General features: G+C 72.3%; 22 protein-coding genes. 13 read left to right on the top strand and 9 right to left on the bottom strand.

Annotated elements, in window-relative coordinates:
- Positions 1-36: 36 nt before the first annotated feature.
- From G407_RS0119115 to G407_RS0119105, 3 genes are all read left to right on the top strand, one after another.
- A complete protein-coding gene (locus tag G407_RS0119115; RefSeq protein WP_029032112.1) occupies positions 37-1,452 on the top strand; it encodes an FAD-binding oxidoreductase in 1,416 nt (471 codons plus the stop codon).
- 419 nt (positions 1,453-1,871) lie between these two features.
- Entirely contained in the window at positions 1,872-2,453 is a 582-nt protein-coding gene (locus G407_RS0119110; RefSeq protein WP_029032111.1) for an NAD(P)H-dependent oxidoreductase, read from the top strand.
- A complete protein-coding gene (locus G407_RS0119105; protein ID WP_029032110.1) occupies positions 2,453-3,043 on the top strand; it encodes an NAD(P)H-dependent oxidoreductase in 591 nt (196 codons plus the stop codon). The genes G407_RS0119110 and G407_RS0119105 overlap by 1 nt, the downstream gene beginning before the upstream one ends.
- A 232-nt stretch (positions 3,044-3,275) precedes the next feature.
- Here the strand turns inward: G407_RS0119105 and rho are convergent, their stop codons facing one another.
- The 3 genes from rho to hemE all read right to left on the bottom strand — a co-directional run bounded on the left by rho (position 3,276) and on the right by hemE (position 6,271).
- Complete coding sequence (gene rho, locus G407_RS0119100; RefSeq protein WP_029032109.1) at positions 3,276-4,601, bottom strand: transcription termination factor Rho; 1,326 nt, start codon at positions 4,599-4,601, stop codon at positions 3,276-3,278.
- Positions 4,602-4,791: 190 nt separating this feature from the next.
- A complete protein-coding gene (locus G407_RS0119095) occupies positions 4,792-5,172 on the bottom strand; it encodes a CopD family protein (protein WP_052341592.1) in 381 nt (126 codons plus the stop codon).
- Positions 5,173-5,233: 61 nt separating this feature from the next.
- Positions 5,234-6,271: a uroporphyrinogen decarboxylase gene (hemE, locus tag G407_RS0119090; protein WP_029032107.1), complete on the bottom strand. Its 1,038-nt coding sequence runs from the start codon at positions 6,269-6,271 to the stop codon at positions 5,234-5,236.
- Between the two features lie 453 nt (positions 6,272-6,724).
- On the opposite strand from hemE, the gene G407_RS0119085 reads away from it, so the two are divergent.
- From G407_RS0119085 to dnaQ, 5 genes are read left to right on the top strand one after another with little or no spacing between them, the layout of a single operon-like run.
- Entirely contained in the window at positions 6,725-7,555 is an 831-nt protein-coding gene (locus G407_RS0119085; protein WP_029032106.1) for a pyruvate, water dikinase regulatory protein, read from the top strand.
- Between the two features lie 19 nt (positions 7,556-7,574).
- Positions 7,575-8,198 (top strand): Maf family protein, encoded by a 624-nt coding sequence (locus G407_RS0119080; protein ID WP_029032105.1) that lies wholly within the window; start codon positions 7,575-7,577, stop codon positions 8,196-8,198.
- Positions 8,199-8,242: 44 nt separating this feature from the next.
- Entirely contained in the window at positions 8,243-9,100 is an 858-nt protein-coding gene (locus G407_RS0119075) for a shikimate dehydrogenase (protein WP_029032104.1), read from the top strand.
- On the top strand, positions 9,097-9,705 hold the full coding sequence (coaE, locus tag G407_RS0119070) for a dephospho-CoA kinase (RefSeq protein ID WP_029032103.1): 609 nt from the start codon (positions 9,097-9,099) through the stop codon (positions 9,703-9,705). Before G407_RS0119075 ends, coaE begins: the two co-directional genes overlap by 4 nt.
- A 28-nt stretch (positions 9,706-9,733) precedes the next feature.
- Positions 9,734-10,438, top strand: a complete 705-nt coding sequence (gene dnaQ, locus G407_RS0119065; protein ID WP_029032102.1) for a DNA polymerase III subunit epsilon — start codon at positions 9,734-9,736, stop codon at positions 10,436-10,438.
- 9 nt (positions 10,439-10,447) lie between these two features.
- Here dnaQ and G407_RS0119060 read toward each other — a convergent pair whose 3' ends face one another.
- The 3 genes from G407_RS0119060 to G407_RS28745 all read right to left on the bottom strand — a co-directional run bounded on the left by G407_RS0119060 (position 10,448) and on the right by G407_RS28745 (position 13,140).
- Positions 10,448-10,684 (bottom strand): DUF6894 family protein, encoded by a 237-nt coding sequence (locus tag G407_RS0119060; protein ID WP_029032101.1) that lies wholly within the window; start codon positions 10,682-10,684, stop codon positions 10,448-10,450.
- Positions 10,685-10,757: 73 nt separating this feature from the next.
- Positions 10,758-11,156, bottom strand: a complete 399-nt coding sequence (locus tag G407_RS0119055) for a DUF2237 family protein (protein ID WP_052341588.1) — start codon at positions 11,154-11,156, stop codon at positions 10,758-10,760.
- Positions 11,157-11,244: 88 nt separating this feature from the next.
- Positions 11,245-13,140 (bottom strand): DEAD/DEAH box helicase, encoded by a 1,896-nt coding sequence (locus tag G407_RS28745; RefSeq protein WP_043540198.1) that lies wholly within the window; start codon positions 13,138-13,140, stop codon positions 11,245-11,247.
- A 228-nt stretch (positions 13,141-13,368) separates the two neighbouring features.
- On the opposite strand from G407_RS28745, the gene G407_RS28740 reads away from it, so the two are divergent.
- A complete protein-coding gene (locus G407_RS28740; RefSeq protein WP_043540197.1) occupies positions 13,369-14,121 on the top strand; it encodes a class I SAM-dependent methyltransferase in 753 nt (250 codons plus the stop codon).
- Positions 14,122-14,155: 34 nt separating this feature from the next.
- Here G407_RS28740 and hemW read toward each other — a convergent pair whose 3' ends face one another.
- Entirely contained in the window at positions 14,156-15,319 is a 1,164-nt protein-coding gene (gene hemW / locus G407_RS0119040) for a radical SAM family heme chaperone HemW (RefSeq protein WP_029032099.1), read from the bottom strand.
- A gap of 292 nt (positions 15,320-15,611) precedes the next feature.
- On the opposite strand from hemW, the gene G407_RS0119035 reads away from it, so the two are divergent.
- The 4 genes from G407_RS0119035 (at position 15,612) to G407_RS0119020 (ending at position 21,466) form a co-directional block, all read left to right on the top strand.
- Entirely contained in the window at positions 15,612-18,056 is a 2,445-nt protein-coding gene (locus G407_RS0119035) for a sensor histidine kinase (protein WP_029032098.1), read from the top strand.
- A gap of 76 nt (positions 18,057-18,132) precedes the next feature.
- Positions 18,133-19,719, top strand: coding sequence for a tRNA (adenosine(37)-N6)-threonylcarbamoyltransferase complex ATPase subunit type 1 TsaE (gene tsaE, locus G407_RS0119030; RefSeq protein ID WP_210163136.1), 1,587 nt, complete (start codon positions 18,133-18,135; stop codon positions 19,717-19,719).
- Positions 19,720-19,729: 10 nt separating this feature from the next.
- Complete coding sequence (locus tag G407_RS0119025) at positions 19,730-20,455, top strand: nucleotidyltransferase family protein (RefSeq protein WP_029032096.1); 726 nt, start codon at positions 19,730-19,732, stop codon at positions 20,453-20,455.
- Positions 20,456-20,554: 99 nt separating this feature from the next.
- Positions 20,555-21,466: a GGDEF domain-containing response regulator gene (locus G407_RS0119020; RefSeq protein ID WP_029032095.1), complete on the top strand. Its 912-nt coding sequence runs from the start codon at positions 20,555-20,557 to the stop codon at positions 21,464-21,466.
- A 4-nt stretch (positions 21,467-21,470) separates the two neighbouring features.
- Here the strand turns inward: G407_RS0119020 and G407_RS28735 are convergent, their stop codons facing one another.
- Complete coding sequence (locus G407_RS28735) at positions 21,471-22,772, bottom strand: deaminase (RefSeq protein WP_052341587.1); 1,302 nt, start codon at positions 22,770-22,772, stop codon at positions 21,471-21,473.
- 82 nt (positions 22,773-22,854) lie between these two features.
- Positions 22,855-23,141 (bottom strand): IS5/IS1182 family transposase (locus tag G407_RS0119010; RefSeq protein WP_029032094.1); only part of this gene is annotated, 287 nt, incomplete at its 5' end.

The raw sequence follows: 23,141 nt of genomic DNA, 5'->3' as shown, positions 1-23,141 counted from the left end.
AAAGACGACGCCCCGCGTGCCCCCACAGGAGTGACCATGAGCGCCCGCTACGACATCGACGCCCTGGAGGCGCGCCTCGACGGCATCAGGACCGAGCGCAACCCCGCCCTCGTCAAGCAGAAGAGCCGGGACTTCTACTGGTACTCCCCGACGCTCAAGCGCCAGCTCGACCAGGTGACGGGAGACGTCGTCGTCTTCCCGAGGTCCCGTGACGAGGTGGTGCGCACGCTGGCCGCCGCCCACGCGCTCGGCATCCCGGTGACGCCGCGCGGGACGGGCACCGGCAATTACGGCCAGGCGATGCCGCTGTCGGGGGGCATCGTGCTCGACCTCTCCCAGTTCTGCACGGTCCGGGAGATCGGGCACGGCCGCGTCGTGGCCGAGCCCGGGGCGGTGATCGCGGCGATCGACAAGGAGACCCGCGCCGGGTCGCGCCAGGAGATGCGGCTGCACCCGTCGACCTACCACACCGCCTCGATCGGCGGCTTCGTCGCCGGCGGCTCGGGCGGCGTCGGCTCGATCCGCTGGGGCGGCCTGCGGGACGCGGGCAACATCATCTCGCTCGAGGTGGTGACCATGGAGGCGAGCCCGCGGGTGCTGACGCTCTCCGGCGACGACCTGCACAAGGTCTCCCACGCCTACGGCACCAACGGCATCATCACGAAGGTCGAGATGCCGCTCGCCCCGGCCTACGCCTGGGTCGACGTCATCCACGGCTTCGACACGCTGCGGGAGGCGACCGCCTTCGCCAACGCCGCCGGCGAGCAGGACGGGCTGCTGCTGAAGGAGCTCGCCGTCGTCGCGGCGCCCCTCCCGCACGACCATTTCAAGCGCCACCGCAAGTACCTGCCCCGCGAGAAGCATCTCGTCATGGCCATGGTGGCGGACTTCGCCCTCTCCTCCTACCTGGCGGTGGCGGGGCGCCATCGCGGCGCGGAGCTGCTGTTCCGCAACGACACGCTCGCCGCGGAGGACCTCAAGGGCCTGCCTCCGGTCTTCGAGCTGTCCTGGAACCACACGACGCTCCGGGCGCTGCGCGACGACCCGTCGATCACCTATCTCCAGGTCCTCTACCCGTTCCCGAACCAGGTGGAGCTCGTGACGAAGATCCACGAGCGCTTCGGCGAGGAGCTGCCCGCCCACCTCGAGTTCGTGAAGTTCGACGGCAAGGTCACCTGCTTCGGCCTGCCGCTGGTGCGCTTCACCAGCGAGGAGCGGCTCGAGGAGATCATGGCGATCCACGAGGAGATGGGCGCGCCGATCTTCAACCCGCACCGCTACACGCTGGAGGAGGGCGGCATGAAGCAGACCGACGCCGTGCAGCTCGCCTTCAAGCGCGAGGCCGACCCGCAGGGCCTGCTCAACCCCGGCAAGATGATCGCCTGGGAGGACCCGAGCTACGACTACCGCTCGGGCAAGACCTTCCTGTTCCGCGCGCTGGCGGAGGGGTGAGATGAAGGGCGCGACGGTCTCCCCTCTCCCGGATGGGAACAGGCGATTCGCGGAGTGTCGTGGAGCGTGTTCGGGAGCGGCGCGGGTCCCTGTCCTTCCCTGTAGGGGAAGGTGGCGCGCCGCCGAAGGCGGCGTGACGGATGGGGCGCGGCGCGCAGCGACGCGTTCCGCGAAGCGGAAGCTACGGCGTCGGACCTCACGCGTGCAATTCGGCTTCGCCGAACGCGCGTTCCGCGCGCCCCATCCGTCTCGGCGCTGCGCGCCGATCCACCTTCCCCTACAGGGAAGGAGAATACCCGCGTCGCCCCTCGGCGTGCGCCCCGCCCGCCACGCGCTTCATCGAGGGCGCGACCATCCTGCGGCGGTTCTCCCTCACCCCCGGCCCCTCTCCCGTCCGGGAGAGGGGAGGACGCCCTGACATGCGCATCCTCGTCCTCTACGCCCATCCCGACCCGGAGAGCTACGTCGCAGCGCTCCATCGCACCGTGGTCGAGACGCTGACCGCGCGTGGCCACGAGGTCGACGATTGCGATCTCTACGCCGAGGGGTTCGACCCGGTCCTCTCCTGCGCCGAGCGGCGGGGCTACCACGCGACGCCCTCGAACCGCGCGCCGGTGGAGGACTACGTGCGGCGGCTCGAGGCGGCCGACGGGCTCGTGCTGGTCAACCCGGTCTGGAACTTCGGCTTCCCCGCGATCCTCAAGGGCTTCCTCGACCGCGTCTTCCTGCCGGGCGTGAGCTTCGTCATCGCCGACGGCAAGGTCGCGCCCGCCTTGCGCAACATCCGCCTCCTGATGTCGGTGACGACCTACGGCGCGACGCGCTGGCGCGCCGTCCTGATGGGCGACCCGCCCCGGCGCTGCGTCATGCGCATGCTGCGCGTGCTGGCGGCGCCGAGCGCCCGGACCGCCTATCTCGCGCATTACGACATGAACAACGCCACGCCCGAGAGCCGGAAGGCCTTCCTGAAGCGGGTAGAGGCGACGCTCTCGGGGGTGTGATGCGCGTTCTCCTGGTCTATTGCCACCCGGTCCCGGAGAGCTTCAACGCGGCCGTCCGGGACCGCGCCGTCGCGGCGCTGGCGGCCGCCGGGCACGAGGTGGATCTCCTCGATCTCTACGCGGAGGGCTTCGACCCGGTCCTCTCGGCCGACGAGCGCCGGGCCTATCACGAGGCCGGCGTCAACGAGGCGCCGGTCGCGGGCCATCTCGCCCGGCTGAAGGCCTGCGAGGCGCTGATCTTCGTGTTCCCCACCTGGTGGTACGGCCCGCCGGCGATGCTCAAGGGCTGGGTCGAGCGCGTCTTCGTGCCCCACGCCACGTTCGGCATGCCGCAGCCGGGCCGGCCGATCACGCGGGTCCTCACCAACATCCGGGTGCTCGGCGCGATCTCGACGCTCGGCGCGCCGCGCTGGTGGTGGTGGTTCATGGGCATGCCCGGCCGGCGCATGCTGCTCACCGGGCTCGGCGTGCTCTGCGCCGAGGGCTGCCGCACGTTCTGGATGGGGCTGCACGAGATGGATTCGGCCGCCCGCGAGGACCGCGAGCGCTACCTCGACCGGGTGGCCGCGCGGCTGAAGCGGCTCGGCTGACGCTCCTGTTTCTCCCCTGCGGGGAGGAGGCGGGTGGCGCGCTTCATCGACGCTCGCGGCATCCGCGACCTCGCTCCCGCCCCATTGGGGCGGGGACGATCCGCGCAGCGGATCAGGGGCGGGGTCCCCTGGCTCCACGCGTCCCGTTTCGGCTGTCGCCGAAGCGCGCCTGCGGCGCACCCCCTCTGTCACCGGCTTCGCCGGCGCCACCTCCCCCGATGGGGGAGGAGCGTCACGTGTTCATCGAATCGAAGAACTCGCCGTTCGACTTCGTCGCGCGCAGCTTGTCGAGCAGGAACTCGATCGCGTCGACCGTGCCCATCGGGTTGAGGATACGGCGCAGGACGTAGGTCTTCTTGAGCTGGTCGGGCGGGACGAGCAGCTCCTCCTTGCGGGTGCCGGAGCGGGTGATGTCGAGCGCCGGGAAGGTGCGCTTGTCGGCCACCTTGCGGTCGAGGATGATCTCGGAGTTGCCGGTGCCCTTGAACTCCTCGAAGATCACCTCGTCCATGCGCGAGCCGGTGTCGATCAGCGCGGTGGCGATGATCGTCAGCGAGCCGCCTTCCTCGATGTTGCGCGCCGCGCCGAAGAAGCGCTTGGGGCGCTGCAGCGCGTTGGCGTCGACACCGCCGGTCAGCACCTTGCCCGAGGACGGGACGACGGTGTTGTAGGCGCGGCCCAGCCGGGTGATCGAATCGAGCAGGATGACCACGTCGCGGCCGTGCTCGACCAGGCGTTTGGCCTTCTCGATCACCATCTCCGCCACCTGGACGTGGCGCACCGCCGGCTCGTCGAAGGTCGAGGCGATGACCTCGCCCTTCACCGAGCGCTGCATGTCGGTGACCTCCTCCGGCCGCTCGTCGATGAGCAGCACGATGAGGTAGCACTCGGGGTGATTCGTGGTGATCGACTGCGCGATGTTCTGCATCAGCACGGTCTTGCCGGTGCGCGGCGGCGCGACGATGAGGCCGCGCTGGCCCTTGCCGATCGGCGAGACGATGTCGATGATTCGCGCCGAGTAGTCCTTGCGCGTCGGGTCCTGCTGCTCGAGCTTGAGCCGCTCCGTCGGGTAGAGCGGCGTCAGGTTGTCGAAGTGGACCTTGTGGCGGATCTTCTCGGGATCCTCGAAATTGACCGTGTTGACCTTGAGGAGCGCGAAGTAACGCTCGCCCTCCTTCGGGCCGCGGATCGGGCCCTCCACGGTGTCGCCGGTGCGCAGGCCGAAGCGGCGGATCTGCGAGGGCGAGATGTAGATGTCGTCCGGACCCGGCAGGTAGTTCGAGTCCGACGAGCGCAGGAAGCCGAAGCCGTCCTGCAGGGTCTCGACCACGCCCTCGCCGATGATCTCGACCTCGCGGGCGGCGAGCTGCTTGAGGATCGCGAACATCAGCTCCTGCTTGCGCATGGTGCTGGCGTTCTCGACCTCGAGCTCCTCCGCGAAGGTGGTGAGCTCGGTCGCCGTCTTCGACTTGAGGTCCTGGAGCTTGATCTCCCGCATGGCGGGAGCCGTGTCCGAGGTCTCGCGGATCGGTGCGTTGATGATGTCGTCTTCGATCATGGGGCGTTCGCGCTGAGGCGAGGCGACAGGGCGGTTCGGGCCGGGTCGGTGGTGAGACACCGCTTCGCGGGACGGTTGCCGGCGAAGGAGCCGGGACCGGATCGCCCGAGGGGAAGCGCGACCTGTCACTCGAGGGGAGGGTAGAGGCTGCATATCGCGTTTCTTCGCGACGCTCAACCCCAAAACGCCGTCACCGGAGAATCGGTTTCACGATGACGAGGACGACGATGCCGATCATCAGCAGCGTCGGCGCCTCGTTGAAGATCCTGAAGAACTTCGAAGACTTGGCGTTGGCGTCCGCCGCGAAGGCCTTCGTGTAGCGTGCCATCAGGTGATGCGAGACGAGGAGGCCCAGGACGAGCAGCAGCTTGCCGTGCAGCCAGCCCTGGCTCCACCAGCCGCCGAGGAAGGCGAGCCACAGCCCGGTGGCGACGGAGACGATCATCGCCGGCGTGGTGATAGCCTTGAGCAGCCGCCGCTCCATCACCTTGAAGGTCTCGGACTGCGGCGTGCCCGGCTGCGCGCCCGTGTGGTAGACGAACAGCCGCGGCAGGTAGAGCAGCCCCGCCATCCAGGCGATGATGGCGATGACGTGCAGGCTCTTCAGCCAGAGATAGCCGTCGAACACCGCGTCAGGCTCCCCGCACGCGCGCGATCATGGCCTCGACATGGGGTATCGGCGTGTCCTTCTCGATGCCGTGGCCGAGATTGAACACGTGCGGGCGCCCCTGCGTCGCGGCGAGGATCGCGTCGATCCCCTCCTCGAGCGCCCGACCGCCGGCGACGAGCGCCTGCGGATCGAGGTTGCCCTGGCTCGCGAGACCCGACGGCAGGCGCGAGACCGCATCGGCGATGTCCGTCTGCCAGTCGATGCCGACCGCGTCGGCGAAGCCGGCTGCCGCGAGCCGGTGGAGATGGCCGCCGCCGCGCACGAAGACGATCGCCTTGGCGTGCGGCCGCGCCGCCTTCACCCCCTCGACAATGCGCCGCAGCGGGCCGAGCGACACGCTCTCCACCATCGAGGGCGGCAGGCTCGTGCCCATGCTCTCGAAGATCTGAACCGCGTCGGCGCCGGCGTCGATCTGCGCCACGAGGTAGCGGATCGAGGTCTCGACCAGCGTCTCGACGAGGGCTGCGAGGAAGGCGGAATCGCGGTAGGCGGCGAGCCGCAGGGGGGCCTGCTCGGGGCTCGAGCGCCCGGCGATCATGTAGCTCGCCAGAGTCCAGGGCGCGCCGCAGAAGCCGAGCAGCGTCGTCTCGGCCGGGAGCTCGGCACGCAGGCGCCGCACGGTCTCGATCACCGGCGCGAGGTGCTCGAGCGGGTCCCTCGCCTCGCCGAGCCGCCTCACGTCGTCCAGCGTGGCGATCGGCGTCAGGCGCGGGCCCTCGCCCTCCTCGAACCAGACCTCCTGGCCGAGGGCATGGGGGACGACGAGGATGTCGGAGAACAGGATCGAGGCGTCGAAGCCGAAGCGCCGGATCGGCTGGAGGGTGACCTCCACCGCGAAGTCCGGATCGTAGCACATCGCGAGGAACCCGCCGGCCGTGGCGCGCGTCGCCTTGTACTCGGGCAGGTACCGCCCCGCCTGGCGCATCAGCCAGATCGGCTGCGGCCAGACGGCCTCGCCGTCGAGAACCCGCATCAGCTTGCGCGCCGGCTTGTCGGTCATCCGCGTTCCTCCCCCTTCCCTCTCAAATCAGAAATTCTTTCTAGAATCGAATCCTGTTTCTGCTTGGCAGGGGTACAGGGCTGCCGCAACGCCGTCCACAGCCGCTCCACATGCGGGGCCCGCCATGGATTGGTTGAGAAAGGGTTGACGCGATCGCGCAGCGGATCCGGAATCGCAATCCTTAACAGGAGGTTAACGATCCGCTCCCGCCGGCGTCCGGCCCGGCCGCGCACCCCGCGCCCGCAGTCCCCACCATAGCCGCCGGCCGCATCCCCAGACCATCCGGTGTTGACGGTATGGAGGGGTCCTCCACAGGCCCCCGGCTGGACCCGCGCGCCCGGCCGCTTTATCCACACTGATCGACTCCCCCGGCGGTCGGCCTGGGGACGGCGGTGCCCGCTCCCCGGCGCGCCGGTGCCGGGCGAGGGGGGTCACGGCGAAGGAGGCACGCCTTTGGCGCGAAGCTACTTCCACCTGCATCTCGTCTCCGACTCGACGGGCGAGACGCTGATCACGGTCGCCCGCGCCGTGGCGGCGCAGTACGAGGGCGTCTCCGCCATCGAGCACGTCTATCCGCTGGTGCGCTCGGCAACGCAGCTCGAGCGGGTCATCGCGGAGATCGAGGCCGCGCCGGGCATCGTGCTCTATACGCTCGTCGAGCAGGACCTCGCCCAGCGGCTCGAGGAATCCTGCCGCGAGAACGGCTCGCCGGCGCTCTCCGTGCTCTCGCCCGTGCACGCGCTGCTGCAATCCTATCTCGGAGCGGCCTCGACGGCGCGGCCGGGCGCGCAGCACATGCTCAACGCCGACTACTTCAAGCGCATCGACGCGATGAACTTCACCCTCTTCCACGACGACGGGCAATTGCCGGCCGACATCGAGGAGGCCGACATCGTGCTGATCGGCGTCTCGCGCACGTCGAAGACGCCCACCGCCATCTACCTGGCGAACCGCGGGCTCAAGACGGCGAACATCCCGCTCGTCCCGAACGTGCCGCTGCCGCCGCAGATCGAGAAGGCGAAGAAGCCGCTCTTCGTCGGTCTCGTCGCGAGCCCGGAGCGCATCGTGCAGATCCGCCAGAACCGGCTCCTGTCGCTCAACGCGTCCGACGAATCGGACTATGCCGACAAGGACCGGGTAACGGAGGAGATCGCCTACTCGCGCAAGCTCTTCGCCCGCAACCACTGGCCGGTGATCGACGTGACCCGCCGCTCGATCGAGGAGACGGCGGCGGCCATCCTCGAGCACTACCGCGCCCATCGCATGAAGTTCATCGCCACCTGAGAGCCCCGGAGACCGATCGATGAGCCTCCCCGGCCTCTGGCGCGACCCGGCACCCCTCGTCCTCGCCTCGACCTCCGCGACGCGGGGCGGCCTGCTGGCGTCGACCGGTCTGCCCTTCGAGACCGCGCGGCCGGACGTGGACGAGCGCGCGATCGAGGCGGCCGCGCGCGCGGAGGGCGCGGGTCCCGACGCGCTCGCGGCGCGGCTGGCGCGGGAGAAGGCGCTGTCGGTCTCCCCGGCCCGGCCCGGCGCCCTCGTGATCGGCGCCGACCAGACGCTGGCGCTGGGGGACCGGCTCTTCCACAAGCCCGCCTCGCGGGAGGAGGCGCGCGCGCAGGTCGCCGCGCTCGCCGGGCGCACGCACGCACTCCATTCCGGCGTGGCGCTCGCGCGCGACGGGGTCGTCGTCGCCGCCTTCGTCGAGAGCGCGCGGCTGACCATGCGCCCGCTCGACGCGGCCGCGATCGATCTCTATCTCGATCTCGCCGGGGACCTGGTGACGACGAGCGTCGGCGGCTACCAGCTCGAGGGCGTCGGCGCCCATCTCTTCGCGACGGTCGAGGGGGATCACGCCACCATCCTCGGCCTGCCGATCCTGCCCCTGCTCGCCGCCCTGCGCGGCCTGGGAGCGCTCGCCTTGTGAACGCCCGCTCTGTGAACGCCCGCACTCCGACCCCGAGAGAGACCGTGCCGCCAAAAGCCTTCGTCGCCGGGCATCCCATCGCCCATTCCCGCTCGCCGCTGATCCACGGCTACTGGCTGGAGCGCTGTGGCCTCGCCGGCAGCTACGAGCGCGTCGACGTCGCGCCCGACGCCTTCCCCGGCTTCCTGCGCGGGCTCGCGCGCAGCGGCTTCGTCGGCGGCAACGTGACGATCCCCCACAAGGAGGCCGCCTTCCGCCTCGTCGACGCGCCGACCGCCCGCGCGCAGCGGCTGCGGGCGGTCAACACCGTGTGGCTGGAGGACGGGGTGCTCGCCGGCGACAACACCGACGTCACCGGCTTCGTCGAGAGCCTCGACGCCGCGCTCGGCGCGGGCTGGGAGGCGCGCCTGACCCGGGCGCTCGTGCTCGGCGCCGGGGGCGCGGCGCGGGCGGTCGTGGCGGGGCTCCTCGACCGCGGGCTCGAGCGCGTCGTCGTCGCCGCGCGGGACGTGGAGAAGGCGGCGCCGCTGGTGGGCTTCGCCCCGACCCGCGTCGCCGCGCTCCCGTTCGGCGAGGTGGAGCGCGCGCTCGGGGACACCGACCTCCTCGTCAACGCCACCTCGCTCGGGATGGTCGGCCGGGATCCGCTCGGGCTCGACCTCGCGGGGCTGCCGGAGGGGGCGGCGGTCGCCGACATCGTCTACGCGCCGCTGGAGACGGAGCTCCTGCGCGCGGCGCGCGCCCGCGGGCTCGCGACGGTCGACGGGCTCGGCATGCTGCTGCACCAGGCCGTGCCGGGCTTCGCGCGCTGGTTCGGCGTGCGGCCGCAGCCGACGCCGGAGCTGCGGGCGCTGATCGAGGCCGATCTCGCCCGGGCGGCCGCGGAGGGCGGCCGGAGATGACCTTTGTGCTGGGCCTCACCGGCTCGATCGGCATGGGCAAGTCGGCGACCGCCGCGATATTCCGGCGCGCCGGCGCGCCGGTCCACGATGCCGACGCGACGGTGCATCGGCTCTACGCGGGCGCGGCCGCGCCGGCGATCGAGGCGGCGTTCCCGGGCGCGACGAAGGACGGCGTCGTCGACCGCGCCGCGCTCGGGCCGATGGTGATCGGGAAGCCGGACGCGATGGCGCGGCTCGAGGCCATCGTCCACCCGCTCGTCTCGGCCGAGCGGGAGGCCTTCCTCCGGCGCGCCCGGGCGTCGGGGGCGCCGATCGCGGTGCTCGACGTGCCGCTCCTGCTCGAGACCGGGAGCGAGCGCCTGTGCGACGCGGTCTGCGTCGTCACGGCGCCGGCGGACGTGCAGCGCGAACGGGTGTTGGCGCGCCCGGGCATGACGGCGGAGAAGCTCGCCGGCATCCTGGCCCGGCAGGTGCCGGACGCCGAGAAGCGGACGCGCGCGCATTTCCTGGTGGATACGAGCCGCGGCTTCCCTTCCGCCGAGCGGCAGGTCCGCGATATCCTGCGTGCGCTCGCCGGCCGCGAGGGCCGCGCCGCGCGCCCCTGAACCCCGCCGCAGCGACCGGAGCCGACCCTTGCGCGAGATCGTCCTCGACACCGAGACCACCGGCCGCGACGCCAACCTCGGCGACCGGATCGTCGAGATCGGCTGCGTCGAGCTCCTCAACCACATCCCGACCGGGCGCACGTATCATTGCTACATCAACCCCGACCGGGTGATGTCGGAGGGCGCCTTCCGGGTTCACGGGCTGTCCGACGAGTTCCTCGCGGACAAGCCGGTGTTCTCGGCGATCTGCGACGACTTCCTCGCCTTCGTGGACGGCGCGCGGCTCGTGATCCACAACGCGCCCTTCGACATGGGCTTCATCGACATGGAGCTCGAGCGGCTCGGCCGCCCGCGCTGGCCCGCCGCGCAGGTGCTCGACACGCTGATGATGGCCAGGCGCAAGTTCCCCGGCGCGCCGGCGAGCCTCGACGCCCTGTGCAGCCGCTTCGGCATCGACAACGCCCGGCGCACCAAGCACGGGGCGCTGCTCGACGCGGAGCTGCTGGCGGAAGTCTACATCGAGCTGATCGGCGGCAAGCAGGTCGATCTCGGCCTCTCCGCGCCGAGCCTCGCCCGTGGCCCCCTCGTCGCCGGCGCGCCGCGGGTCGAGCGCCGGCCCGCGCCTTCGCGGCTCAGCGATGCCGAGCGGGAGGCGCACGCGGCCTTCCTCGCGGGGTTCAAGGGCGAGACGGTGTGGGGGGACTACCTGCCCGCTCGTGAGGCCGCCGAGTGAGACGGCCGCTCACCCCTGCGGGATCGCCTCCATGAACGGCAGCTCCAGCACCGGGCGGTCGTGGTCGTCGCGGATGTCGAAGGCCCAGCCGGTGCGGTCCTCGGCGTGCTTCTCGCCCTCCGCCATCTCGACGAGCGCGCGGTCGATCGCCTCCCGGCGCACGGCCTCGCCGTCGGGCAGGCGCACGCCGTCCGTGTCGGGATGGACGCCGCGGTCGGAGCGGATGTGGAAGTAGTAGACCGGCATGGCTCTCCTCGTGTCGCGCGGGGTGAACGGCGGCGCCCGGCGGCCCGTTCCCGCATCGCAGCACGAGGCGGACCTAGTCCGGCGCGGCGTGGGCTTCCAGGTCCTCCAGGCGGACGAAGTCGAGGGCGCGCGCATGCGTCGCGGAGAGCCGGACCTTCGGGGCGACGCCCGCCTCCAGCGCCTCGCGCCAGCGCAGCGCGCACAGGCACCAGCCGTCGCCCGCCCGCAGGCCGGGGAAGTCGAACTCGGGCCGGGGCGTCAGCAGGTCGTTGCCGCGGCTCTGGCTAAAGCGCAGGAACGCGTCGGTGACGACGGCGCAGATCACGTGCGTGCCGACGTCCTCCGCCGCGGTGTTGCAGAAGCCGTCGCGGAAGAAGCCCGTGCGCGGCGATGCGCAGCACAGGGCGAGCGGGCCGCCGAGCACGTTGCGGGCGCCGCCCCCGCGCTCGAACCGTCGCGATATGTCGTTCATCGGCGCGTCCTCCCGGGCCTCGTCTCGACGGGCGTGCCGTGGCGCCCGTCGAGAGAGCTAGGACGGAACGCGCAGCCCGTCGAGCCGGTCAGCGCTCGCCGTGGCGCCGGCGCGGTGCGCCCTCGGCGGGGCCGCGGCGCGTGTCGTCCTTGCGGAAGGGCGCCTCGCCCCGCGGCGCGGGCTTGCCGCGCGGGCCGTCCTTGCCGAACTCGCCCTTGCCGAACCCACCCTTGCCCGATCTCGCCGGACCGGTCTTCCCGAACCCGCCCTTGCCGGGGCCCGGCTTGCCGAAAGCCGGCTTGCCGAATCCGGGTTGCGGACCGGGCTCGCCGTCGGCGCGCGCCACCCGGACGTTCTCGTCGTTGGGGCGCTGGGCCGCCTGGGCGAAGCGCTCGGCGGCGTCGACGACGATCCCGAAGCGCGTCTCCTCGGGGAAGATCCGGATCGGGCCGACGACGCCGCGCTCGACCTCGCCGAGCCGGCAGATCAGCGGCAGCAGCCATTTCGGGTCGGCGTTCTGGCGCCGCCCGACGGAGAGCGTGAACCACGCCATCGGCAGGCGCTCGCGGGCCTCGCGCGGCTCCCGCTCGCGGGCGCCGCGCCCCTCGAAGGGCGTCTTCTCGCGGGGCACGAACGCCTCGCGCTCCTCGCGGGTGCGCCGCTGCGGGCGCTCGCCGGGATCGCTGACGTCCTCGGGCGCCGGCAGGCGCGCGCGCCACAGGCGCACCAGCGCGGCGGCGATCTCCTCGGGCGTGCGCGTCTCGAGCAGGCGCTGGGCGGTGTCGCGCTCGTCCTCCCCGGGCGCCTCGGTGATCGTCGGGTCGGCGAGGAAGCGCGCCTCGTCGGCGGCGCGGATCTCCTCGATCGTCGGCGGGCCGGACCACTCGACGTCGATCCGCGCGGCCTGGATCAGACCCTCCGCCTTGCGGCGGCGGTTCACCGGCACGATCAGCGCACACACGCCCTTGCGCCCCGCGCGCCCGGTGCGGCCGGAGCGGTGGAGCAGGGCCTCGCGGTCGTTGGGCAGGTCGGCGTGGACGACGAGGTCGAGATGCGGCAGGTCGATGCCGCGCGCGGCGACGTCGGTCGCCACGCACACCCGCGCCCGCCCGTCGCGCAGCGACTGGAGCGCGGTGGTGCGCTCGGCCTGCGACAGCTCGCCCGACAAGGCCACCGCCGAGAAGCCGCGCTCGAGCAGGCTCGCATGGAGATGGCGCACCTGCTCGCGGGTGGCGCAGAACACCATCGCCGCCCGCGCCTCGACCTGGCGCAGCACGTTGACGACGGCGTGCTCGATCTCACGCGGCGCGACGCGGACGGCGCGGTAGGCGATGTCGGCATGGGGCGCGTTGCGCCCGACCGTGTCGATGCGCATCGCGTCGGTCTGGTGGTCGCGCGCGAGCGCCGCGATCTGCGGCGGGATCGTCGCCGAGAACAGCAGGGTGCGGCGCGTCGCGGGCGCCGCGTCGAGGATGAAGGTCAGGTCCTCGCGGAAGCCGAGATCGAGCATCTCGTCCGCCTCGTCGAGCACGGCCACCTCGAGCGCGGAGAGGTCGAGCGCGCCGCGCTCGATGTGGTCGCGCAGGCGCCCCGGCGTGCCCACGACGATGTCGGCGCCCACCTCCAGCGCCCGGCGCTCGCGGCGCGGGTCCATGCCGCCGACACAGGAGACGAGGCGCGCACCGGTGCGCGCCCAGAGCCAGGCGAGTTCGCGCTCCACCTGCAGCGCCAGCTCGCGGGTCGGCGCGACGACGAGCGCGCGCGGCGCGAGGGAGGGAACGAGGATGGGCGCGGCGCCGATCAGCGTCTCGGCGAGGGCGAGGCCGAAGGCGACGGTCTTGCCGGAGCCGGTCTGGGCGGAGACGAGGAGGTCGCGCCCCTCGTGCCCGGGCGCCAGCACGGCCGCCTGGACCGGCGTCGGCTCGGCATAGCCGCGCGCGGTCAGCGCCTCGGCGAGGAGGGGGTGGGTCGCGGGAAAGGGCATCTTACGTCGGTACCGTCGAAAGGAGGTCCCCGCCGGGCCGATCAGGGCATCCCCGGTGTCGGTTCTGGTCTGGCGGGAGGGGGCGCTGCGGCGCGCGAGCCGGGCGTTCGGCTCCTCACATAAGCGATCTGCGCGCCAATTGCGAGAGCGTCCGGCGCCGAGCGGCCCTGCGGGTTGCGCATCGCGCGCGGGCGCGTCATTGCTGTGCGCGGGAGGAGAGCGCCGGGCATGACCCTCGACGTCGTCGCGTTGCGCGCATTCTACGAGAGCCCCCTGGGCGAGACCGCGCGCCGCTTCGTCGGACGTGCGCTCGAGGATTTCCTGGCGCCGGTCGGCGGCGCGCGGGTGATGGGGCTCGGCTATCCCGGCCCCTTCCTCCAGGCCGCCCGCGGGCGTGCCGAGCGCGTCCTCGCCTTCATGCCGGCGGCGCAGGGCGTCGAGCCCTGGCCGGCGGACGCGCGCTGCGCCGCCTGCCTCGCCGACAGCCTGATGCTCCCTCTTCCCGACGGCTGCATGGACCGCGTGCTCCTCGTCCATGCGCTCGAGACGTCGGAGGATCCCGACGAATTGTTCTACGAGGTCTGGCGGGTGCTCGCCCCGGGCGGCCGGCTCGCGGTCGTCGTGCCCAACCGCGGCGGGCTGTGGGCGCGCATGGACGTCACGCCCTTCGGCCAGGGCCAGCCCTATTCCCGCGGGCAGCTCAAGGCGCTGATGCGCCGCACGCTCTTCACGCCCGAGACCTGGACCGAGACGCTCTACGTGCCGCCGCTGCCCTCGCCGGTGCTGCGCGGCTCCGCCGGCGCCTGGGAGCGGCTCGGCACGCGGCTCAACCTCCCCTTCGCCGGCGTCCACGTGGTCGAGGCCACGAAGCAGCTCCATCGCCCGCTGATGGTCCGCCAGACCCGGCGCGGGACGCGCTTCATCCCGGTGCTGGTGCCGCAGGCGAACGGGGCCGCGACGCGGCGCTGGGGTGCCTCGTGAGCGATGCCCGGTGAGCCGGGTCTCGTGAGCCGCGTCAGGCGGCGAGATCGGCGACGACCGCGTCGAGGACGGGAAAGCCCGCCTGGGTGACCGCGAGGCGGCCGCCGGGGCGGGGCTCGATCAGCCCGTCGCCGACGAGCGCGGAAATGCGCCGCGGGTCGAGGCTGCGCCCGGAGAGCGCCTCGTAGGTGCGCGGGTCGACGCCCTCCACCAGGCGCAGGCCCATCAGCAGGAACTCGTCGCCCTGGGACTCCGCCGAGAGCACCTCGCGCGACACCGTCGCGTTGCCGTCGCGCTCCACCAGCGCGAGCCAGGTCTCGGGATGGCGCTCGGTCGCGAGCGCGATCCGCCCCTCGTTGGTCACGAGCCGCGCGTGGGCGCCCGGGCCGACGCCGGCATACTCGCCGTAGCGCCAGTAGACGAGGTTGTGGCGCGACTGCGCGCCCGGCCGGGCGTGGTTCGAGATCTCGTAGGCGGTCAGCCCCGCAGCGTCGCAGACCTCCTGCGTGACGTCCCACAGGGCGCGCGCCTCGTCGGCGGTGGGCACGACGAGCTTGCCGGCACGGTGGAGCTTCTCGAACCAGGTGTCGGGCTCGATCGTCAGCTGGTAGAGCGACAGGTGCTCGGCGGCCCGGTCGATCGCCCCGCGCAGCTCCGCCGCCCAGGCGGCCGGGGTCTGGGCGGGGCGCGCGTAGATCAGGTCGAAGGACGAGCGCGGGAAGTGCGCCTGCGCCACCGCCACCGCGTCGAGCGCCTCGCGCGCCGTGTGCAGGCGCCCGAGCGCGCGCAGGTCCGGGTCGTTCAGGGCCTGCACGCCGAGTGACACGCGCTCGACGCCGGCCGCGCGGTAGCCCGCGAAGCGGGTGGCGTCGACGCTCGTCGGGTTCGCCTCGAGCGTCACCTCGACGTCGGGCGCGACGCTCCAGGCCTTCCCGATCGCGTCGAGGATCGCGCCGACCGTGCGCGGCTGCATCAGCGAGGGCGTGCCCCCGCCGAAGAAGACGCTCCCCACCGTGCGTCCGGGCGCGAGCGCGCCCTGGTGGGCGATCTCGGCGGCGAAGGCCGCGAGGAAGCGCGCCTCGTCCGGCGGCTCGCGCCGCACGTGGCTGTTGAAGTCGCAGTACGGGCACTTCGAGGCGCAGAAGGGCCAGTGCACGTACACGCCGAATCCGGCGCTCGTCGTGGGGTGAGCGGTCATGACCCCGCAGATGTGACCGCGCACGGCCGGTTTGGCAACAGCGCGAATCGCGCGGCGTCGACCCGAGTCCTCCGGGTGACACCCCCGCTTAAACGGACATTAACCCTCTTCCTGGCGGAGTCGCCGGACGGGTACACTGCACGCGAATCGTGTCGACGTCGCCGCTCGCCGCCGGATCCCCGGCCGGCGCGGCGTTGCGACGAGCGGGAGCCTCGGGCGGGTGATGGGCGACGGGAACGGGCGGTCTGGAGACGGGACGGCGAGGCGGGGCGACGGGCCCGGGCCCGGGCGGATGCGCGCGGCGCTGACGGGCGCGAGCGCGCTCGCCGCGGGGGCGCTGCTCTCCGGCCCGGCCCGGGCGCTGGGACCCGACGCGCTGCTCGCCCGGCTCGACCCGCAGAACGCGATCAGCTTCGCCTTCGTGGCGGGCTCGCTGGTCTTCGCGCTCACCACCGCCTTCGTCTACCGGATCGAGCAGCGGCGCTCCTCGGAGCGCGAGGCGGGCCTGCGCGCCGAGCTCGCCGAGCTGCGCGCCGCCGCCGACCGGGCGGAGACGGTGATCGGTGCCGAGAGCCAGCTCGTCGTCTCCTGGGACGGCCGCGACGCCGAGCCGCGCATCGAGGGCGACCCCAACGCGCTCGGCCCCGCGGCCGCGGGCAAGCGGCTCCTCGCCTTCGGCGCCTGGCTCGCCCCCGCGGACGCGGGCGCGCTCGACGGGGCGCTGACGCGGCTGCGCGAGCGCGGCGAGGCCTTCCGCCTGACGCTGCGCGCCCAGCGCGACCGCTTCGTGGAGGCGCAGGGGCGCGCGCTCGGCGGGCGCGCGATCCTGCGGCTGCGCGACGTCACCGGCGACCGGCTGGAGCTCCTCCAGGCCCGCGAGACGCTGGTGCGCCAGGGCGACGACCTGAAGAACCTGCGGGCGCTGCTCGAAGGCATGAGCCAGCCGGTCTGGCTGCGCGACGGCGAGGGCGCGATCGCCTGGGCGAACCCCGCCTGGCTCGCCGCGGTGGAGGCGCAGTCGCTGGAGGACGCGCGCACGCGGGGGCTGGAGCTGCTCGACCGCGGCGCCCGCGACGACGCCGCCGGCGCGCGCGCCGCCCGCGCCCGCTTCGCCGCGCGCACCACCGCGATCGTCGCGGGCGCCCGGCGCACCCTCGACGTGGCCGAGACACCCTCCCCCGGCGGCTTCGTCGGCATCGCGGTGGACGTCACCGACCTCGAGGAGGTCCGTGCCGACCTGCAGCGCCAGATGCAGGCGCACGTGCGCACGCTCGATCATCTGCCGAACGCGGTGGCGATCTTCGACTCGAGCCAGCGCCTCGTCTTCCACAACGCCGCCTATCGCGCCCTCTGGGGCCTCGACCGCGCCTTCCTGGAGAGCGGGCCGTCGGAGGGCGAGATCCTCGACCGGCTGCGGGCCGAGCGGCGCCTGCCCGAGCAGGCGGACTGGCGGCGCTGGAAGGCGGACGTGCTCGCCGCCTACCGCGCCATCGAGCCGCAGGAGACCTGGTGGCACCTGCCGGACGGGCGCACGCTCCACGTCGTCGCCAACCCCAACCCGCAGGGCGGCCTGACCTGGCTGTTCGACGACGTCTCCGAGCATCTCTCGCTGGAGAGCCGCTACAATTCCCTCATGCGCGTGCAGGGCGAGACGCTGGACGCGCTCGAGGAGGGCGTCGCCGTGTTCGGCTCGGACGGGCGGCTCAAGCTCGCCAACCGCGCCTTCCGCGCGCTCTGGCGCCTGCCGGAGCCGGCCGCCGGAGAGGAGCCGCATCTCGACAGCGTGGTCGCGGCCTGCCGTCCGCTCGCCCCGGAGGAGGAGGCCTGGGCCGCCATCCGCGCCGCCGTCGCGGGCGACGCGGAGGGCCGCACGGAGCTGGCGCTCAGGCTCGCGCGCCGCGACGGGCTGCACCTCGACTGCGCCGTCCAGCCGCTGCCCGACGGCGCGACGCTGATCGCCTTCGTCGACGTCACCGCGAGTGTCAACGTCGAGCGGGCGCTCATCGAGAAGAACGAGGCGCTGGAGGTGGCCGCGCGGCTGCGCGAGGATTTCGTCCACCACGTCTCCTACGAGCTGCGCTCGCCGCTCACCACGATCATCGGCTTCGCCCAGCTCCTGGGCGACGAGACGGTGGGCGGGCTCAACGACCGCCAGCGCGAGTATGCCGGGCTGATCATGCGCTCGTCGGGAGCGCTGCTCGCCATCATCAACGACATCCTCGACCTCGCCTCGATCGACACGGGATCGCTCGAGCTCGCCCCCGAGGAGGTCGACATCCGCGAGACGATCGACGCCGCCGTGCGCGGGATCGACGACCGCATCGCCGAGAACAAGCTCTCCCTCGTCATCGACGCGCCCGCCGGCATCGGCGGCTTCGTCGCGGACGCCAAGCGCGTGCGCCAGGTGCTGTTCAACCTCTTGTCGAACGCGGTCGGCTTCTCGCAGACGGGGCAGACCGTGCGCCTGTCCGCCCGCAAGAGCGCGGGCGAGGTGGTGTTCGAGGTCGCCGACGAGGGGCGCGGCATCCCGCCCGAGGTGGTCGAGCGCGTTTTCGACAGATTCGAGAGCCATACGCTCGGGACCCGCCACCGCGGCGTCGGGCTCGGCCTGTCCATCGTGCGCGCCTTCGTCGAGCTGCACGGCGGCCGGGTGTCCTTGACGTCGAACCCGGGATCGGGAACGACGGTGACCTGCGTCTTTCCGGCCGACGGCCCGCAGCGCCTCGCGGCCGAGTAGCGCCGCGGCGGGCGGGCTCCGGCGGAGCGTCTCCCGGCGTCACTGAGAAGCCCGACGCCCCGACAGCGAGGATTCGATGCCAGAGAGAGGCCTGATGGGCCTGCCCCCGGGTCCCGACCCGCGCCTGCCCGTGTGGGAGGTTCTGCTCGACGACGAGCAGGCCACCCGCGACATGGCGCGCTTCATCGCCGACGAGCTCAAGCCCGGCGACGTGGTCACGCTCTCGGGCGGGCTCGGCGCGGGCAAGACGACGCTGGCCCGCGCCATCGTGCGGGCGCTCGCCGGCGACCCCGCGCTCGAGGTGCCGAGCCCGACCTTCACGCTGATGCAGACCTACGAGGCGCGCAAGGCGCCCGTGGTCCACGCCGACTTCTATCGCCTCTCCTCCTCCGACGAGCTGGTGGAGCTCGGCTGGGAGGAGGCGACCGAGAGCGCGATCGCGCTCGTCGAATGGCCGGACCGCGCGGCGGCCGCGCTCTCCGCGTCGCGCCTCGACATCACGCTCGAGATCGTGGCGCGCGACGGCGGCGAGGCGCGCGTCGCGATCCTGGTGGGCGTCGGCGCCTTCGGCGAGCGGCTGGTGCGCGCCCGCGCCCTCAAGGGCATGCTCGCCCGCGCCGGCTGGTCGGGCGCGCGCCGCACGCCCATGACCGGCGACGCCTCGAGCCGCGCCTACGAGCGGCTGACGCGGGAGACCGGCGAGACGGCGGTCCTGATGATCGCGCCGCGCCGCCCGGACGGCCCGCCGATCCGCCAGGGCAGGCCCTACAGCGCCATCGCCCGCCTGGCCGAGAGCGTCCACGCCTTCGTCGCGATCGACCGCGGCCTGCGCTCGCTCGGGCTGTCGGCCCCGCGCATCCTGGGCGACGCGCTCGACGAGGGGCTCCTCCTGCTGGAGGACCTCGGCGACATCCCCGTCGTCGACGCGAACGGCCCGATCCCCGAGCGCTACGCCGAGGCCGCGCGGCTTCTGGTCGAGATCCACACCACGACCCTGCCGCACGTGCTCCCCGTGGCCGACGAGATCGAGCACGTGGTGCCGCCCTACGACGAGGCGGCGCTCGCGATCGAGGTGGAGCTGTTCGTCGACTGGTACCTGCGCTTCCGCGTCGGCCACGAGCTGACGGCGGCCGCCCGGGCCGAGTTCCTCGCCGCCTGGCGCGAGGTCTTCGCCACCCTGGAGGAGGCGCCGCCGACCTGGTGCCTGCGCGACTACCACTCGCCCAACCTGATCTGGCTCCCGGAGCGGGAGGGCGTCGCCCGCGTCGGTCTGATCGACTTCCAGGACGCGGTGCTCGGCCATCCGGCCTACGACCTCGTCTCGCTGGCGCAGGACGCGCGGGTCGACGTGGCGCCCGAGCTCGAGCTCAAGCTGCTCTCGCTCTACGCCCGCGAGCGGCGCGCCCGCGAGCCCGGCTTCGACGTCGCCGCCTTCGCGCGCGACTACGCCATCCTGGGCGCGCAGCGGGCGACGAAGATCCTCGGGATCTTCACGCGCCTCGACCGGCGCGACCGCAAGCCCGGCTATCTCGCCCACCTGCCGCGGCTCGAGGCCGTGCTGGCGCGCAACCTCGCCCACCCCGCGCTGGCCCGTCTCAAGGCGTGGTACGAGGCGCACGCGCCGCGCCTCGCGGCCGAGCGCGACGGCGCAGCTCCCTCGTGACGATGCCCTCATGACGACGCCCCGACCCACCACGGCCATGGTGCTCTCCGCCGGCTACGGCCGGCGCATGCGCCCGCTCACCACGACGACGCCCAAGCCCCTGGTGCGCCTCGGCGGCAAGGCGCTGATCGACCACGCGCTCGCACGCCTCGCGGCGGCGGGCGTCGAGACGGCGGTCGTCAACGTGCACTACCTCGCCGACCTGCTCGAGGCGCATTGCGCCCGGCGCACGCCCCCGCCCGCCCTCGTGATCGCCGACGAGCGCGACCGGCTGCTCGACACCGGCGGCGGCATCAAGGCCGCGCTGCCGCGGCTCGGGCCGGGGCCGTTCCTCGTCCACAACACGGACTCCGCCTGGCTCGAGGGCCCGCGCAGCAACATCGCGCGGCTGATCGATCTCTACGACCCGCAGCGCATGGACATCGCCCTCCTCCTCGCCGCCACCGCCGGCGCGATCGGCTTCGACGGCCCGGGCGACTTCGAGATGGACGGCGAGGGCCGCCTCGCCCGCCGCCGCGAGCGGGCGGTGGCGCCCTTCGCCTACGCGGGCGTGGCGATCCTCTCGCCCGCCCTGTTCGCAGACACGCCCGAGGGGCCGTTCTCGCTCAACCTGCTGTTCGACCGCGCCGAGCGCGCCGGGCGTCTGCACGGCCTGCGGCTCGACGGCACCTGGCTGCACGTCGGCGATCCCCGCGCGCTCGCGGAAGCCGAGGAGCGGCTGGCGACCGCCGGCTGAGCCGCCGCCGGACGCCCGCGCCGCCGATCGCCTTAGCGGCTTCTTAAGCCGTGCCCTCTATGCCTACGCTGGTCTTCCCGTGGGGAAATGGGGCCGCACATGCATATCGTGGTCGTGGACTCGAGCCGGGTCGTCCTGAAGATGGTGGCGGGCCTGCTCGCCCCGAAGGGACACCAGGTCGAGACCTTCACCGACAGCCGCGAGGCGCTCGCCTTCGTCACCGACACGCCGAGCGTCGACGCGCTGATCACGAGCCTGGAGACGCGCCCCATCGGCGGCTTCGAGCTGTGCTGGTCGGCCCGGCTCCTCGCCGAGGACCGCCGCCCCCTCTACATCATCGCGATGTCCTCCACCGACAACGCGCGCAACCTCTCCGAGGCGCTCGACTCGGGCGCGGACGACTTCCTCTCCAAGCCTCCGGTGGCGGAGGAGCTGAACGCGCGCCTGCGCGCCGCCCAGCGCCTGACCACGCTGCAGCGCGAGCTGATCCGGCTGGCCGAGACGGATTCGCTCACCGGCCTGCTCAACCGCGGCGCCTTCATCCACCGGCTCGCCGAGGCCGCGCGCCGGCACGGGCCCCAGGGCCGGCTCGCGCTCGTCGGCATCGACCTCGACCACTTCAAGACGATCAACGACGGCCACGGCCACGCGGTGGGCGACGCCGCCATCCGCGCCGCCGGAGAGGTGCTCGCCGCCGTCGCCCGCGACCACAAGGGCTTCGCCGGCCGGGTGGGCGGCGAGGAATACGCGCTCGCCCTGCCGGGCCTGCGCGGCATGGAGGCCTCGGACGTGGCCAACACGCTGCGCGGCAAGATCTCCGAGATCCGCGTGCGCGGCCGCTCCGGTCCGGTGAAGTTCACCGCGAGCCTCGGCGTCGGCGAATGGTCCGACGGCGAGACCGTCGAGGGCCTGATGAAGCGCGCCGACCTCGCCCTGTTCGACGCCAAGGCCAACGGCCGCGACCGCGTGATGACGGCGTTCTCGGACGTGTACGTGTCGCGGGTGGGGTGAGCGGTCAGGAGGGAGGAGGGGCTTCGTCTTCCGGGGGCGACGTCTTGGCGAGACGGCTCATGAAATACGAGAATTTCTGCCCTTCTGTGGCGAGATAAGACTCGACGTCGCTGCCCACGATCGGTTCCGGAGCGCCCTTAGCCCATTTTTCGGCACGGCCGTCGCTGCCTTTCCGTTTCTGCTTCTCGAAGAAATCGCGATAGCGGAACGGAGCGATCCCGATGAAGGGATCGAAGCGGACGCGTCCATCCTCGCAATCCGCGGACACGGGCGCCGCAGGTCGTCCGAGCACGATCTCGTCGGGATAGAGCTCGGCTGCATAGCTCTTCGGATAGGGCTCGATATAGACGACGCGCCTGATCCCCGCGGCGATGATGTGCTTGGCGCAGAGGTGGCACGGGAAGGTCGTGCAGAAGAGCGTGGCGTCCTTGAGCGAAATGCCGAGACGCGCGGCGTCGGTGATGGCGTTCATCTCCGCGTGGATGATACGGCCGTACTCGATCATGTCCATCAAGAGGAGCTGCTTGCCGAGGTCGACCCCACGCTCCTCCGAGATGCGCTTCAGCAGAGTTCGCGAATCGAGATCCTTGTAGGCATCGGTGACCACCCCGGCCTTCGCTAGGTGGTGGAGCGCATCCGTCAGGAGCTTGTGCTTGAACTCCTCGTTCGTGTCGGCTCCGCGGAGATACTCCCGCGACTCGGGCTCGTCCCCGTCCCAGTAGGTGCCGCCGCGGGGGCTCGGGACCTCGTTCGTGCCGAGCACCTTCACCTCTCCGTCGACGGAGAAGACCGCCGCGCCGACTTGCCGCGAGAGGTCGAGCGAGCGCAGGGCGGCCGACTTCGCCAGGTACATCCCGTGCTCGTCGCGGGAGGGCGAGGCGAAATTGTAGCCGAAGACGAGGCGGACGAGGCGCTCCACCGTCGCGGTGACGTCTCGCGTGCGATCGCTGTCGATGAAGGCGTCGGCCAACGGGAAGACGTCGCGCAGCCGCTGGCCGTGCGCCACCGATCCCTCGAACTCGTCGCGCTCCAGCAGCTCGAGCGCGCGTCCCTCGAACTGGCTGCCACGCGTCGCTGCGGCGTCCTTGTCTCTCATTCGCTCGACGAGGCGCGTACGACGCCGACCCGTCTCGGAATGGACGGAGATCTGGAAGACGCGCTTCCCGTAGACCTCCCGCATGAGAGAGATCTCCTCGGGCCGCTTGAGCTGGCGCACGACGTAGGCGACGCTCTGCGCCGCCTTGTTGGCCGCGCCCGTCCTGCGCATGCGTTCGGTGCGGATCATCGTGAGCGCCGCATATGCCATCGCGGCGTTGTCTCCTGTCCTTTCGCGGAGCTGATTTGCTTCCTCGATGAGCCGCACTACGCGATCGCCGTAGGCTCAGGACTCATAACCAAAACATGACTGTTGCGGCGAGAGCGATGGCCGAGAGGAAGACTTCGGGGCAGCGGTCATATCTGGTGGCGACCCGCCGCCAATCCTTCAGACGCCCGAACATGATTTCGATACGATTGCGGCGCTTGTAGCGGCGCTTGTCGTATTTGATGGGCTTCTTTCGTGCCTTCCGGCCCGGGATGCAGGGCCTGATCCCCTTATCTTGCAGGGCTTCGCGGAACCAGTCGGCGTCATAGCCGCGGTCCCCCAGAAGCCACTGGGCTTTCGGCATGTCGCCCA

Origin of the sequence: Salinarimonas rosea DSM 21201 (assembly GCF_000429045.1) — a bacterium.
GTDB lineage: Bacteria > Pseudomonadota > Alphaproteobacteria > Rhizobiales > Beijerinckiaceae > Salinarimonas > Salinarimonas rosea.
This window is presented reverse-complemented; position numbering and strand designations above follow the sequence as displayed.